The organism is Streptomyces sp. ALI-76-A (assembly GCF_030287445.1).
Lineage (GTDB): Bacteria > Actinomycetota > Actinomycetes > Streptomycetales > Streptomycetaceae > Streptomyces.
In genome coordinates, this window is sequence record NZ_JASVWB010000002.1 from 2564660 (window position 1) to 2578659 (window position 14000).

Here is a 14000-nt window from a genome sequence, read left to right on the forward strand (position 1 = left end):
GTCCGTCGGGGATGGGCGATCCGTCGCCGGACCGCTGCTCAGACCCCGGTTTATCACGGTGCGCGCGCCGGAGGACGGCCCTACCCTCACGGCATGAGGACACCGACGTATCCCCCCAAGCCCTCGCCGGGCGACCGTGTAGCCGTCGTCTCGCCCTCCGCCGGCCTCCCCGGCGTCTTCCCCCTCCCCTACGAACTGGGCCTGGAGCGGCTGCGCACGGAGTACGGGCTGGAACCGGTCGAGTATCCGACGACCCGGAAGCCGGGCGCGACGCCCCAGGAGCGGGCCGACGACCTGCACGCTGCCTTCGCCGACCCGGACATCAAGGCGGTCGTCGCGTCGATCGGCGGCGACGACCAGATCACCGTGCTGCCTTTCCTGGACCGGGAGTTGATCCGCGCCTGTCCCAAGCCGTTCTTCGGGCTGAGCGACAACACGAACCTGCTCGCCTACCTGCACACCACCGGAATCGTCGGCTTCTACGGGGGTTCCGTGATGTGCGAGCTGGGCCGGCCCGGCGCCATGCATCCGCAGACCGCCGAGGCCCTGCGGGCGGCACTGTTCACCTCGGGCGCGTACGACCTGCGGCCCGCCGAACGCTGGAACGACGTCGACCGCGACTGGGCGGACCCCACCACCTTCGACAGGGAGCCGCAGACCCGCCCGGGCACCGGGTGGACCTGGCTGAACGCCGACCGGGTGGTCGAAGGCCGCAGTTGGGGCGGCTGCCTGGAGATCGTCGGACGGCTGCTGACGGCCGACCGGGAGGTCTCGCACGATCTGACGGTGTACGACGGCGCAGTGCTGTTCCTGGAGACCTCTGAGGAACTGCCGAGCGGCGAGGAGGTGTTCCGCACCCTGCGCACCATGGGTGAGCGCGGCCTTCTCCAGCGTTTCTCCGCCCTGCTGATGGGCCGTCCGAAGACCTGGTCGTTCGAGCGCCCCAACAGCCCCGAGGAGGCCGTACGGTACGCCGCCGGCCAGCGCGAGGCCGTGCTGCGCGCCACGCGCGCGTACGCCCCCGACATGACGATCGTCTTCGACGTGGACCTCGGGCACACCGATCCGCAACTCGTCATCCCCTACGGCGGCACCGTGCGCGTCGACGGGCCCGCCCGGCGCATCACCGTCACCTACTGACCCGGACCACACCCCGCGCGCCCCCGTAACCCCCGGTCACCGTGGGTAGTTGACGCGGCATGCATGACGTACGCACCGTAAGGGCGCCCTCCATGCCGCGCCTCGCGGCCGCCTCGCTCGCCGGGACGGCCATCGAGTTCTACGACTTCTTCGTCTACGGGACGGCGGCGGCGCTGGTCCTGGGGCCGCTGTTCTTCCCCACGTTCTCGCCGCTCGCGGGCACGCTGGCCGCCTTCGGGACCTTCGCCGTCGGGTTCGTCGCACGGCCCTTGGGTTCGGTCCTGTTCGGGCACATCGGGGACCGGCACGGGCGCCGGCCGGTCATGGTCGCCTCGCTGCTGCTGACCGGCGCCGCCACGGTCGCGGTCGGCTGCGTCCCGGCGTACCACACGATCGGTGTGGCCGCTCCGGTGCTGCTCCTGGTGCTGCGCTTCCTGCAGGGCCTGGGGCTCGGTGGGGAGTGGGGCGGGGCCGTGCTGCTGACCGCGGAGCACGCGCCCGCCGAACGGCGGGGTCTGTGGGCGAGCTTTCCGCAGGTGGGGCCCGCGCTGGGCTTCCTGCTCGCCAACGGAGTGGTGCTGGCCCTGTCGGCGACCCTGTCCACGGCGCAGTTCACCCAGTGGGGCTGGCGGGTGCCGCTCTGGGCGGCCGGTGTACTGGCCGTGGCGGGGTTGTGGCTGCGCTCCTCGCTCGTCGAGAGCCCCAGTTTCCTCCGCCTCGACGACCACGCGCGCGTGCCGCTCGTCGACGTGGCGCGCGACCACTGGCGGCTCGTCCTGCTGACAGCCGGGGCACTCGCCGTCGGATACGCGATCTTCTACGCCGTCACGACCTGGTCCCTCGCCTACGCGACGGAACGGCTCGGCGTGAGCCGTACCGTCATGCTGACCTGCATCATGGCCGCCGTCCTGGTGAAGGGCTCGCTCACGCCGGTGGCCGCGCTGCTCGGCGACCGGTACGGGCGGCGGCCTCTGTGCCTGGCCGGATGCGCGGCAGCCGCCGTGTGGATGTTCCCGATGGTCGCGCTGCTCTCGACGGGAGCGCCACTGCTGATGTTCCTCGGCTTCCTGGGCGCCATGCTCGCGTTCATCACGATGTTCGCCGTCATCGCCGCGTATCTGCCGGAGTTGTACGAGCCCCGGGTGCGCTGCACGGGCGCCGCGGTCGGCTACAACCTCGGCGGGGTCCTCGGAGGCGCGCTCACCCCGATCGCGGCGACCTCGCTCGCCGAGCAGGGCGGCCGGGTGCCATGGGGGGTGGGGGCGTATCTGACGGGCATCGCACTGCTGAGCCTGGGGTGCTTCGCGTTGCTGCCGGAGACGCGGCCCGTGCCGGTGGTGGTGGCGAAGCCCGCCACCGGGTGAGCCTGGGAACGTAAGCGCTTGCGCGAGCGTTTACGTCCGTCAGGGATTGATCGCCAGCTCCAGATAGGCCGCGAACAGCACCAGGTGCACGCCGCCCTGGAGCGGTGTGGCCCGGCCGGGCACCACGGTCAGGGAGCTCACCGCCACGGTCAGGGCCAGCAGCACCATATGGGTGGCGCCGAGGCCGAGGACGAGCGGACCGGAGAGCCAGACGGATGCCAGGGCGACCGCGGGGATGGTCAGGCCGATGCTGGCCATCGCCGAGCCGAGCGCGAGGTTGAGGCTGGTCTGCACCCGGTCGCGGCGGGCGGAGCGCAGTGCGGCGATGGTCTCGGGCAGCAGCACCAGCAGCGCGATGACCACGCCGACGACGGCGTGGGGCAGGTCGGCGGCCTCCACGCCGGACTCGATGGTCGGCGACACGCCCTTGGCCAGGCCGACCACCCCGATGAGGGCCAGACCGAGCAGGGAGAGGCTCAGGCCGGCTGCGCGGGCGGACGGTGCGCCGGCGTGGTCGTCGACGGTGATCACCTGCCCCTGGCGGGTGATCGGCAGGAAGTAGTCGCGGTGCCTCACGGTCTGGGTCGCCACGAACAGGCCGTACAGGACCAGCGAGGAGAGTGCGGCGAAGGTCAGCTGGACGCCGGAGAACTCCGGGCCCGGTTTGCTGGTGGTGAACGTCGGCAGCACCAGGCTGAGGGTGGCCAGAGTGGCGACGGTCGCGAGGGCGGCGCCGGTGCCCTCGGGGTTGAAGACCGCCGTGCCGTGGCGCAGCGAGGCGACGAGCAGACTGATCCCGACGATACCGTTGCAGGTGATCATCACGGCTGCGAAGACCGTGTCCCTGGCCAGCGTCGAACTCTTGTCGCCGCCGTCCGCCATCAGGGTGACGATCAGGGCGACCTCGATGATCGTGACGGCTACGGCGAGAACGAGGGAGCCGAAGGGTTCGCCGACCCGGTGGGCGACCACTTCGGCGTGGTGCACGGCGGCCAGGACTGATCCCGCCAGGACCAGCGTCACCAGCGCCACGACCGCGCCGGGCAGGTCCCGTCCCCAGGTCAGGACCAGGAGGACGACCGCGAGGGCCGGCACCACGGACGTCCACCGCGTCGTGAGCGACCTGAGCCGAGCGATCATGCAGTGATCGTCGCAGAGGCGAACGGGCCTCGCATGTTTCAGCAGCGGGGCCCGTTCACGCGGGCGCTACTTGAGTTCGTCGGTCCGCAGCAGGTCGCAGTTGGTGTACACGCGCTCGCCCACGCACAGCGCGCCCAGGCGCTCGGCCATCCGGGTCGTCTCGGGATCATCGCTGTTGCGCATGGCCTCCTCGTACGACTCGAACTCGAGCAGGGCCAGATGGCGGCGAGGGTTGTCGCGGTCCTGCAGGAGCGTGCGGTGGGTCGGACCACCTTCCCTGCCCGCGTTGCGCTGCCCCATCTCCCGCATCAACTGCTCCATCTCCTCCAGGCGCTCGGTCTCGAAGTCGATGATCTGCACGAACTTCATGAATGCCTCCACGCGGCCAGGGTGTTCCCCGGCCGGGGAACACGCACTGGGAACCACGCAAACACCGGGAGCGGTGGTCGGCAATTCGCCGCTCACCGCTCCCGGCTATGGTCGTTCCTACGTCTGCCGCCGTCAGGCCTCGACGCTGTCCTTGGACGCGCCGTCGCTCTGCGCCTGCGCCGCGTCGGCCGCCGCCTGCTTCTTGGACGCCCTCAGGCTGGTCAGCGTGGTGATGATCAGCACGGAGCAGATCACGCCGAGGGAGACCGGGATGCTGATCTCCGGGACGTGCACCCCGGACTCGTGCAGCGCGTGCAGGACCAGCTTGACGCCGATGAAGCCCAGGATGATCGACAGGCCGTAGCTGAGGTGGACCAGCTTCCGGAGCAGACCGCCGATGAGGAAGTACAGCTGCCGCAGGCCCATCAGCGCGAACGCGTTGGCCGTGAAGACGATGTACGGGTCCTGGGTGAGACCGAAGATCGCGGGGATCGAGTCGAGCGCGAAGAGCACGTCCGTGGAGCCGATCGCGAGCATCACGACCAGCATCGGGGTCATGACCCGCTTGCCGTTCTCCCGGATCCACAGCTTGGTGCCGTGGTAGCGGTCGGCCACGCCGAAGCGACGTTCGGCCGCCTTGAGCAGCTTGTTCTCCTCGAACTCCTCGTCCTCCTGGTCCGCCCGGGCCTCCTGGATGAGCTTCCAGGCGGTCCAGATCAGGAAGGCACCGAAGAGGTAGAAGACCCACGAGAAGCTGGCGAGGATGGCGGCACCCGCGGCGATGAAGATCGCCCGCAGGACCAGGGCTATGAGCACGCCCACGAGGAGCACGCGCTGCTGGTACTGCGAGGGCACCGAGAACTTCGCCATGATCAGGACGAAGACGAACAGGTTGTCGACGCTCAGCGACTTCTCGGTGATGAAGCCGGCGAAGAACTCACCGGCGGGCTGTCCGCCGCCGAAGAGCAGCAGACCGAGGCCGAAGAGACCGGCCAGGACGATCCAGACGACGGTCCAGATACCGGCTTCCTTGATGGACACGTCGTGCGGCTTGCGGCCGATGAAGAAATCGATGGCGATGAGGGCGGCGAGGCCCACGATCGTCAGGACCCACAGGGTCGGGGAAACATCCACTGCGCCTCCGGCAGTACGTAACGGCAAGTAACCAGCGTCGTCGCGCTGCCGGAGGTCTCTTCCACCCAGGATGGGCCGACGCCCCGGGATCCGGTCGGATCCGTATTGACGGGTACGCCGCAGTCGACAGGGAGTACTCCCCTCCGTGGGGAAAACAGTACCCAATCACCAAGGAAAGGTAAAGCGATTGGCAAAATAAGAGTCAAAATCGCTGGTCAGAGGATTTTACGTGCGCTTGGTGCGAGCCTGAGCGACCGCGGCCAACACCTGCTGGAGCACCTGGCTGCCGGGCGGTACGAGGGCGGGTTCGTACGTCCAGGCGTGTCCGACCCAGGGGTCGGCGAGGTGGTCGTCGGGCACCGGCGTGAGGCGCATCAGTGAGCGCCACAGCGGGTCCAGCAACGGGCCGTACCCGGCGGCCTCCTCACGGTCCGCGATCATCATCAGGTGGACGCCGACGGCCGGGCCCTCGTCCGCGAGGTAGCGCAGCTGGTTCACGGCACGGTCGTCGAAGCCGTGCGGGAAGTCGTTGACGATCAGCAACTGCTCGGCGGTGTCGAGGCCGGGCGGAAGCGCGTCGGCCACGCCGCCACGTACCGCCATCTGCACCAGGTCGACCCGCTCGGTCAGCCGGGCCAGGACGTCCGCCACACCGGCCGCCCCGATCCCGGGTGGCCTCGCGAGGGCACCGGACTGCACCAGGGGGACGAGCGCCTGCGCGCCCGAACCCGCGGGGTCGATGACATGCACGGTGAACTCGCCCGCGGGGTAGACCGCGAGCAGCCGGGCCGCGTGGGCCACCGCCGTCTCCATGGCGAGGCGCCGCACGTCGTGGGAGTCGGCGAACGAGCCGTCGAGCGATCCGTCGGCGCCGCTGTCGATCCACAGGCCGCGCTCCAGCGGCAGCCGGACCAGCATCGGTATGCGCAGGTCGGTCGCCTCGGGGAGGTGCAGGTCACCCAGGCGCAGGGCCATCGGGATCTCCATCGGCACGCGATAGGCGTGCCACACGGGGTTGTCCCAGCGTGCGTAGGACGGCGGCAGCGCGGGCTCGATGACCTGGGCCTCGGCGGTGAGCTGGGCGAGGTCCCGGTCCAGGGCGGCCCTGGCCTGGTCGACGAGTTGGGCGTGCTTGGCGCGGGCCGCCTCGCGTGCGGCTTCGCCCTGGCCGCCGATGCGGCTGCGCGGGTCGGACAGGACCTGGTCGAGCTCCTTCTCCATACGGGAGTCGGCGAAGTCGACGGCGCTGCGGTACGCGGCCGTGGCGCGGGCCAGGTCCTCGAACATGCCCCACACCTGGTTGTAGAGCCGCTCGTCCATCGTCCAGCCGGTCGCGTCTCCGGCGACCGGCGGCGCGGGCTGCCGGGGCGCCGGGGGCGGTGGCGGGGTCGAGCTCTGCCGACGACGCGGATGGCTGTAGTCGATCGGGCCGCCTGTGGCGGACCCGGCAGACCCGGTGACGGCGGAGGGGGCGACAGGCTCGGGTCCTTGCGGGGACCCGGGCTGTGGTGCCGCGGGTGCCGGGCTGCCGGGCGAGCCGTGCGGGAAGGCGGGTTGGACGGGCACGCCAGGGGACGAGGTGCCGTGCGGGTGGCCGTACGGAGAGGCGGGCTGTGCGGGTGGGCCCGCCGTCGGGGTGATCTGCGGATCGTACGGAGAGACAGGCGGCGTGGCTGCACCCGTGGGTGCGACCTGCGGACCGTACGGAGAGGCGGGCTGCTGGGGTCCGCCGGCGGGCGGGGACGGGTACGGGTACGGGGACATCGGCGGCTGGGGTGGTACGGGGCCCGGGGTGCCCTGGGGGACCGGCCCGGCCTGGTCGGCGCCGGGTGTCGATGCCGCCGTCTGGCGGGAGCGGTCGGCGTCCGCCGGGCGCGGCGGCGCGGGGACCGAACGGGCCAGGCCCTGCGCGATCGCGTCGTCGACACCGCGGGCGAGCTGGTGGGCCTGGGGCAGCCCCTGGTCGGCGAGGAGCTCGGCGAGACCCCCCGCGTATCCCTGGCCGACGGCCCGCACCTTCCAGGCGCCCTGCCGTCGGTAGAGCTCCAGGGCGACGACGGCCGACTCGGCGTCCAGACCCGTGATGGTGTAGCTGGCGATCTCGGTGCCGTCGAGGCCGGTGACCGCCACGAAGGGGGCGGCCACGGCGCCGAAGCGGACGGGGCCGCCGGTGCCCGGTGCGGGCAGGGCGAGCAGCACGCTGACCCGGTGCACGGCCTCGGACAGGGCACCGAGGTCGACCGCGAGGCGATGGTCGGCGGCTGCCTGGCGGGACACCTCCAGGCCCGGCAGGGTGGGGGTGCCCGGGTGGGCGACCCACTCCGCGCCGCGCACCGTGCCCTGCTCGTCGCCGGTCGTGGCCACCGCCACGACCGGCGTGCCGGCCGAGGCCCGGATCTCCAGACGGACCTGGGAGATCGGGTGGTTCTGTCCCCGCACCAGCTCGGCCGTCATCTGCTTCGCCCCCCTGTGTGTCGCTGTGTCCTGCCGGTCGCCGCTCGCGGCCTACAGGTGCGGCAGGATCGCCGGCATCAGGTCCTGGAAGGTGCGGCCGTTGGCGGGCGTGCCGAGGGCCGTCATGGTCCAGCCCGGACCCGTGCGGTGCACCTTGGCCATGATCTGGGCCGTGTAGGCGCCACCGCCGGCGAGCGTGTAGCGGGCGAGCTCCTGGCCGTTGGTCTCGTCGACCAGACGGCAGAACGCGTTCTGCACCTCTTGGAAGGTCTGTCCCGTGAACGAGTTCACGGTGAAGACGATCTGGTCGATGTGAACCGGAACGCGCGCCAGGTCGACGAGGATCGCCTCGTCGTCGCCCCCCTGGCCGACTCCGCCGACCAGGTTGTCGCCGGTGTGCCGCACCGAGCCGTCGTCGCTCACCAGGTGCCGGAAGAAGACGACGTCCAGCGGCTGCTTGTCCGCGAACAGGACGGCCGAGGCGTCGAGGTCGATCTCCCGGGTGCGGGAGCCGAAGAGGCCGCGCCGGGGAGCCGCCTGCCAGCCGAGGCCCATGCGTACCGCGGTGAGGCTGCCCCCGTCGTTCTTCTGCAGGCTGATGGCCTGACCCTTGGTCAGATTGACGCTGCCACTGGGCGCGCCGCCCTTGGATACGTCCACCACGCGCTGGTCCCCTCTCGTGATTCCCCTGCTGCCGCGGGATCCGCGGATGACCCGAACCCTACGCAGGGGCACTGACAGTGACGCACCCCCGTCCGCACTTTGTGTCGGTCTTGCAACACAGCGCGTACGCGCCGCGGGCGGGACGACCTCCCGGAACGCCGGTCGGGTACGGCCGGCGTGCCGGGCGGGACGGTCAGGCCAGGCCGGCCTCCTTCATCTGACGCAGTTCCTTCTTCATCTCGGAGACCTCGTCGCGCAGCCGGGCCGCGATCTCGAACTGGAGGTCGGCAGCCGCGGCGCGCATGCGCTGGGTCATCTCCTCGATCTGCTCGGCGAGTTCGGCCGCGGGACGGTCGGTGGGGACCGTCTCCTTGGCCTTGCCCTTGGCTGCCTTGCCGCCCTTGGCCTGGGCGCCGAGCGCGGGCACGGGGGCCTTGGCGCCCTTGCCGTCCTTCAGCTTGCGGTAGCCGGAGCCGAGCAGTTGTTCCGTGTCGATGTCCTCGCGGGCGATCTGCGCGACGATGTCGTTGATCTTCTTACGGAGTGGCTGGGGGTCGATGCCCCGCTCCGTGTTGTACGCGACCTGCTTCTCGCGCCGGCGGTTGGTCTCCTCGATGGCCTTCTCCATCGCCGGAGTGATCTTGTCGGCGTACATGTGGACCTGGCCGGAGACGTTGCGGGCCGCGCGGCCGATGGTCTGGATCAGGGAGGTGCCGGAGCGCAGGAAGCCCTCCTTGTCGGCGTCGAGGATCGCCACCAGGGAGACCTCGGGCAGGTCGAGGCCCTCGCGGAGGAGGTTGATGCCCACCAGCACGTCGAACTCACCGGAGCGCAGCTCGCGCAGCAGTTCGACGCGGCGCAGGGTGTCGACGTCGCTGTGCAGATAGCGGACCTGGATACCGAGTTCCAGGAAGTAGTCGGTGAGGTCCTCGGCCATCTTCTTGGTGAGCGTGGTGACCAGGACCCGTTCGTCCTTCTCGGTGCGCAGGCGGATCTCGTGCACCAGGTCGTCGATCTGGCCCTCGGTGGGCTTGACGACGACTTCGGGGTCGATGAGGCCGGTGGGGCGGATGATCTGCTCGACGTAACCGTCACCGCGCGACAGCTCGTACTTGCCCGGCGTCGCCGACAGGTAGACGGCCTGGCCGATGCGCTCCTGGAACTCCTCCCACTTCAGGGGCCGGTTGTCCAGGGCGGAGGGGAGCCGGAAGCCGTGGTCGACGAGGGTGCGCTTGCGGGAGGCGTCGCCCTCGTACATGGCGCCGATCTGGGGCACCGTGACGTGCGACTCGTCGATGACGAGCAGGAAGTCGTCGGGGAAGTAGTCCAGCAGGGTGTTCGGCGGGGAACCGGGCTCGCGGCCGTCGAAGTGCATCGAGTAGTTCTCGACGCCGGAGCAGGAGCCGATCTGGCGGAGCATCTCGAGGTCGTACGTCGTGCGCATGCGCAGCCGCTGGGCCTCCAGGAGCTTGCCCTGCTTCTCCAGTTCGGCCAGGCGCTCCCCGAGTTCCTTCTCGATGTCGTTGACGGCCCGCTCCAGGCGCTCGGGGCCCGCGACGTAGTGGGAGGCGGGGAAGACGTACAGCTGCTCGTCGTCGCTGATGATCTCGCCGGTGAGCGGGTGGAGGGTGGACAGGGCCTCGATCTCGTCGCCGAACATCTCGATGCGGACGGCGAGCTCCTCGTAGACCGGGAAGATCTCGATGGTGTCGCCGCGCACGCGGAAGGTGCCGCGGGCGAAGGCGAGGTCGTTGCGGGTGTACTGGATGTCCACGAAGCGGCGCAGCAGCTGGTCCCGGTCGATCTCGTCGCCGACCCGGAGGGGGACCATGCGGTCCACGTACTCCTGTGGCGTGCCGAGGCCGTAGATGCAGGAGACCGAGGCGACCACGACGACGTCGCGGCGGGTCAGCAGCGAGTTGGTGGCGGAGTGGCGGAGCCGCTCGACCTCCTCGTTGACCGAGGAGTCCTTCTCGATGTAGGTGTCCGACTGCGGGACGTACGCCTCGGGCTGGTAGTAGTCGTAGTACGAGACGAAGTACTCGACCGCGTTGTTCGGCAGCAGCTCGCGGAACTCGTTCGCCAGCTGAGCGGCCAGCGTCTTGTTCGGCGCCATCACGAGCGTGGGGCGCTGAAGCTTCTCGATCATCCACGCGGTGGTGGCGGATTTGCCGGTGCCGGTCGCGCCGAGCAGTACGACGTCCTTCTCACCGGCCTCGATGCGTCGGGCCAGCTCGGCGATGGCCGCCGGCTGGTCGCCGCTGGGCTGGTAGGGGCTGACGACCTCGAAGGGCGCCACCGTGCGTTCGATGTGGGATACGGGCCGCATGCCATCCACCGTACGACCCCCCACTGACAATGCGTCCCGATCAGCGGTTTTGCGGGGTACGGACGGTGTGCTGGTCCGGCTGACGGCGGGGACGGAGAGGCGGACGGCGGGCGGCTGGGGCGGCCACCAGATCGCGCGCGGGTATGCCCGGCTTGTTCTCGGTGGGTGTCCAGCCGGGCCTGCCCATGACCATCAGCGGGTCGAACAGGACGACCACCCCCGCGAGCAGCAGGAACGCGAGCGGACCGATCATCATCGGTGCGAGCAGGGCGGCGGCCGAGTCACCGCGGACGGGGGCCGCCGTGTCGTGGACATGGACGCTGAGGGCGGCCATGCCCGTGTAGTGCATGCCGGTGACCGCGAGCCCCATGACGACGCTCGCTCCGACGCTCCACAGGAACCCCCTGACCTGGCCGGCGGCCCACAGCGCGGTGGTGGCGGCGCCGATGGCGATGACGACGGAGACGGCCACGGTGAACGTGTTGTACTCCAACTCGCCGTTCAGGCGCATTCCGGCCATGCCCAGGTAGTGCATGGTGGCGATGCCCAGACCGGTGATGGCGCCCCCGGTCATCAGGGCCGTTCCCCTGGCCCCGCGGTAGCCGACGATGAAGATCCCGATTCCCACCATGACGATGGCGACGCCCAGGCTCGCGAACGTCATCGCCCGGTCGTAGTGGATCGGCGCCTGCTCGACCTTGAACCCCATCATCGCGATGAAGTGCATGGTCCAGATGCCGGAGCCGATCGCCGCCGCCCCGAGGGCCAGCCAGCCGGGCCGCCAGGAGTTGTCGACGAGCAGGGACCGGGTGGTGCAGCGCAGCCCCAGAGCGCCGCCCAGGCAGGCCATGAGATAGGCCACCAGCGGTGTGACGAGTCCGTAGCTGAATCCGTCGACCGTGCCTTGCATGCGCGGTTGCCCTTCCGCCTTCTACGTCCCGGAATGTTCCGATGTGCACCTCGTCCCAGGACCGCCCGAGCGGTCAGGGCTGAGGCAGAGAGTATGACCCCCACCGGAATGGTCGAACGATTTTCCGACAAAGAATCACGTCCTTGCCGCAGTTGCGCGGTACCGGTGAGCGGACTTGGTGTGGCCTCGTTCAACTTGTGGTCGTTCCGCACCCGCCCCCTGTTGACTCCCTGCTGTCACAGTTGAGCTGTCCGTGACCGTTTCACGCGAGGAGTACGCATGCACGCGCGCGCAGTTGCCGCCACGACCACCGCGCTCCTGGGGACCGCCTTCTTTCTGCTTCCGCCCTCCGACGCCCGGGCCGACGAGGACGGTGGGCGGCCGACGGTCGTCGCCCACCGGGGGGCATCCGCCTACGCTCCGGAGAACACCCTGGCCGCCGTGGACAAGGCGGCCGAGCTGGGCACCACCTGGGTGGAGAACGACGTCCAGCGCACCCGGGACGGCGAGCTGGTCGTCCTGCACGACGACAGCCTGCGGCGCACCACCGATGTCGAGCAGGTCTTCCCGGGGCGGGCGCCCTGGAAGGTGAAGGACTTCACCGCGGCCGAGATCGCGCGGCTCGACGCGGGCGGCTGGTTCGGTGCCGCGTACGCGGGCGCGCGCGTGCCGACGCTCCAGCAGTACGTGCGCCGGGTGGAGCGGCACGATCAGAAGCTGCTCCTCGAGATCAAGAACCCGGAGCTGTATCCGGGCATCGAGCGGCAGACCCTGAAGCTCCTGAGCAACGAGGGCTGGCTCGACCGGCGGCACCTCGCGGACCGACTGGTCGTGCAGAGCTTCAGCGCGGACTGCGTGCGGACCGTCCATCACCTGAAGCCGGGCGTCACGACCGGCTTCCTCGGCACTCCGCCCGTGTCGGACCTGGCCGTGTACGCCGCCTTCGCCGACCAGGTCAATCCCTCGTACGGTTCCCTCTCCAGGGGATACGTCTCCGCCGTGCACGCCTTCACGGGGCCGCACGGCAGGCCGCTGGAGGTCTTCACCTGGACCGTCGACGACGCGGAGACGGCCCGGCTGGTCGCCGGGTACGGCGTCGACGGCGTCATCACCAACAAGCCCGACGTGGTGCGCGGCGCGCTGCCCGCCGTCTGAGCCGCGTCCCGATCGCGGACCGCCGGGTGTCCGGAAGCCTGCGGGGTGCCCGCGACCGCCGTTCACCGGGCGTTGTCAGCGGCGGGTCGTACGGTGGGTCGCATGAACAGCCCTGGGCAGTACGAGCAGCAGGTCGTGTGGACCGTCGTCCCCACCGACATCGGTCCGCTGCTGCTGGCCGCGACCCGAGACGGCCTGGTCAACGTCGTCTTCCACGCCACGGCCGCCGTGCGCGACAAAGCGCTCGACCGGCTCGGGTCCCGGCTGGGCAGTGAGCCGGCCGAGGCGCCCGACTCCCCGCTGCTGGCCGAGGCGATACGTCAGGTGAAGGCGTACTTCGCGGGCGAGCTGCACGACTTCCAGTTGCCCCTGGACTGGTCGTTGATCTCGGGCTTCAACCGACAGGTGCTGCGCGAACTCGCGTCCGGTGTGCGGTACGGCACCGTCGTCGGGTACGGCGACCTGGCCGGCCGGGTCGGGCAGCCGGGCGCGGCGCAGGCGGTGGGAACGGCGATGGGCGCCAACCCGCTGCCGGTCGTCGTGCCCTGCCATCGGGTCGTCGAAAGCGACGGTGGCATCGGCGGCTTCGGGGGCGGGCTGGAGGCGAAGCGGAGACTGCTCGCGCTGGAGGGGGTCCTGCCCGAGCCCCTGTTCTGAGCCCTGGGCGTCTGTCGTCCGTCCACGACGGCCGGCCGGAAGGCGAGGTATCAGCGGCCGGGGCCGGATGACGGCGCTCCTGCACGGGCACCCGCACATCGCCGAGGCCGTCGACGCGGGAGGTGGCCACGCGCGCGTGGCCACCTCCCGGGCTGGTCGCGGTGCCGGGCTGCCGGCTCCCGGACTCAGTCGTAGTGCCGGGCCTCGAAGACGTTGCCGTCCGGGTCGCGGAAGTAGAAGCTGCGCCGGGCCTGCCCGCGGGCGCCGAAGGAGTCGTGGGAGATGTCCGAGACAGGCACCGACCGTTCCTCCAGGCGGGCGCGCAGGGTCTCGAAGTCGTCGGCGGGCAGGGCCAGGCAGACGTGGTTGACCGGGTGACCCGCGCTGTCGGCGGCGCCCGGGACCATCGTCATGCCTTCCGCGGCGGTCAGCGGCATCAGGTCGAAGATCGTCTCGTCGTTGAGTCGTACGGAGGGAAAGGAGACCGCTCCCGCGGCGAATTCGGTGATCCTCAAGGTTTCCATCCCGACCGTCTTCTCGTAGAAGTCGGCCGACGCCAGCGGGTCGTGCACCCAGAGGACGACGTGGTCGAGACGTGTCGTGTTGTCGGTCATGCGGCCCAGGCTGGTGGTGTCCCCCACAGGCCGCAAGTGTTTGGCCGGGCGCGCCGCCCGCCAGAGATGAG

At 70.5% G+C, this 14000-nt stretch carries 12 protein-coding genes; 4 read left to right on the forward strand and 8 right to left on the reverse strand.

What is annotated here, in order from left to right:
- Positions 1–93 precede the first annotated feature (93 nt).
- A complete protein-coding gene (locus tag QQS16_RS12515) occupies positions 94–1140 on the forward strand; it encodes a S66 family peptidase (protein WP_286061716.1) in 1047 nt (348 codons plus the stop codon).
- 92 nt (positions 1141–1232) lie between these two features.
- Entirely contained in the window at positions 1233–2504 is a 1272-nt protein-coding gene (locus QQS16_RS12520) for an MFS transporter (protein ID WP_286061717.1), read from the forward strand.
- A 39-nt stretch (positions 2505–2543) separates the two neighbouring features.
- On the opposite strand, the gene QQS16_RS12525 is transcribed toward QQS16_RS12520, so the two are convergent.
- From QQS16_RS12525 to QQS16_RS12555, 7 genes are all read right to left on the reverse strand, one after another.
- A complete protein-coding gene (locus QQS16_RS12525) occupies positions 2544–3644 on the reverse strand; it encodes a calcium:cation antiporter (protein ID WP_286061718.1) in 1101 nt (366 codons plus the stop codon).
- Between the two features lie 66 nt (positions 3645–3710).
- Entirely contained in the window at positions 3711–4013 is a 303-nt protein-coding gene (locus tag QQS16_RS12530) for a hypothetical protein (RefSeq protein WP_286066297.1), read from the reverse strand.
- Positions 4014–4145: 132 nt separating this feature from the next.
- Positions 4146–5147, reverse strand: coding sequence for a TerC family protein (locus tag QQS16_RS12535; protein ID WP_286061719.1), 1002 nt, complete (start codon positions 5145–5147; stop codon positions 4146–4148).
- 225 nt (positions 5148–5372) lie between these two features.
- The gene (locus tag QQS16_RS12540; protein ID WP_286061720.1) at positions 5373–7601 is read right to left on the reverse strand and encodes a TerD family protein; all 2229 of its coding nucleotides are present in this window, start codon (positions 7599–7601) and stop codon (positions 5373–5375) included.
- A 51-nt stretch (positions 7602–7652) separates the two neighbouring features.
- Positions 7653–8219, reverse strand: coding sequence for a TerD family protein (locus tag QQS16_RS12545; RefSeq protein WP_286066298.1), 567 nt, complete (start codon positions 8217–8219; stop codon positions 7653–7655).
- A 238-nt stretch (positions 8220–8457) separates the two neighbouring features.
- Positions 8458–10593, reverse strand: a complete 2136-nt coding sequence (uvrB, locus tag QQS16_RS12550) for an excinuclease ABC subunit UvrB (RefSeq protein WP_286061721.1) — start codon at positions 10591–10593, stop codon at positions 8458–8460.
- Positions 10594–10633: 40 nt separating this feature from the next.
- Positions 10634–11503, reverse strand: coding sequence for an MHYT domain-containing protein (locus QQS16_RS12555; RefSeq protein ID WP_286061722.1), 870 nt, complete (start codon positions 11501–11503; stop codon positions 10634–10636).
- Positions 11504–11782: 279 nt separating this feature from the next.
- On the opposite strand from QQS16_RS12555, the gene QQS16_RS12560 reads away from it, so the two are divergent.
- Both QQS16_RS12560 and QQS16_RS12565 read left to right on the forward strand, forming a co-directional pair.
- On the forward strand, positions 11783–12658 hold the full coding sequence (locus QQS16_RS12560; RefSeq protein WP_286061723.1) for a glycerophosphodiester phosphodiesterase: 876 nt from the start codon (positions 11783–11785) through the stop codon (positions 12656–12658).
- 102 nt (positions 12659–12760) lie between these two features.
- Positions 12761–13315, forward strand: coding sequence for a methylated-DNA--[protein]-cysteine S-methyltransferase (locus tag QQS16_RS12565; protein ID WP_286061724.1), 555 nt, complete (start codon positions 12761–12763; stop codon positions 13313–13315).
- 185 nt (positions 13316–13500) lie between these two features.
- Here QQS16_RS12565 and QQS16_RS12570 read toward each other — a convergent pair whose 3' ends face one another.
- On the reverse strand, positions 13501–13929 hold the full coding sequence (locus QQS16_RS12570) for a VOC family protein (protein ID WP_286061725.1): 429 nt from the start codon (positions 13927–13929) through the stop codon (positions 13501–13503).
- Positions 13930–14000: the final 71 nt, after the last annotated feature.

Coding starts and splice junctions, on each gene's coding strand:
- QQS16_RS12515 (WP_286061716.1), top strand. CDS start 94: ATGAGGACACCGACGTATCCCCCCAAGCCCTCGCCGGGCGACCGTGTA.
- QQS16_RS12520 (WP_286061717.1), top strand. CDS start 1,233: ATGCCGCGCCTCGCGGCCGCCTCGCTCGCCGGGACGGCCATCGAGTTC.
- QQS16_RS12525 (WP_286061718.1), bottom strand. CDS start 3,644: ATGATCGCTCGGCTCAGGTCGCTCACGACGCGGTGGACGTCCGTGGTG.
- QQS16_RS12530 (WP_286066297.1), bottom strand. CDS start 4,013: ATGAAGTTCGTGCAGATCATCGACTTCGAGACCGAGCGCCTGGAGGAG.
- QQS16_RS12540 (WP_286061720.1), bottom strand. CDS start 7,601: ATGACGGCCGAGCTGGTGCGGGGACAGAACCACCCGATCTCCCAGGTC.
- uvrB (WP_286061721.1), bottom strand. CDS start 10,593: ATGCGGCCCGTATCCCACATCGAACGCACGGTGGCGCCCTTCGAGGTC.
- QQS16_RS12555 (WP_286061722.1), bottom strand. CDS start 11,503: ATGCAAGGCACGGTCGACGGATTCAGCTACGGACTCGTCACACCGCTG.
- QQS16_RS12560 (WP_286061723.1), top strand. CDS start 11,783: ATGCACGCGCGCGCAGTTGCCGCCACGACCACCGCGCTCCTGGGGACC.
- QQS16_RS12565 (WP_286061724.1), top strand. CDS start 12,761: ATGAACAGCCCTGGGCAGTACGAGCAGCAGGTCGTGTGGACCGTCGTC.
- QQS16_RS12570 (WP_286061725.1), bottom strand. CDS start 13,929: ATGACCGACAACACGACACGTCTCGACCACGTCGTCCTCTGGGTGCAC.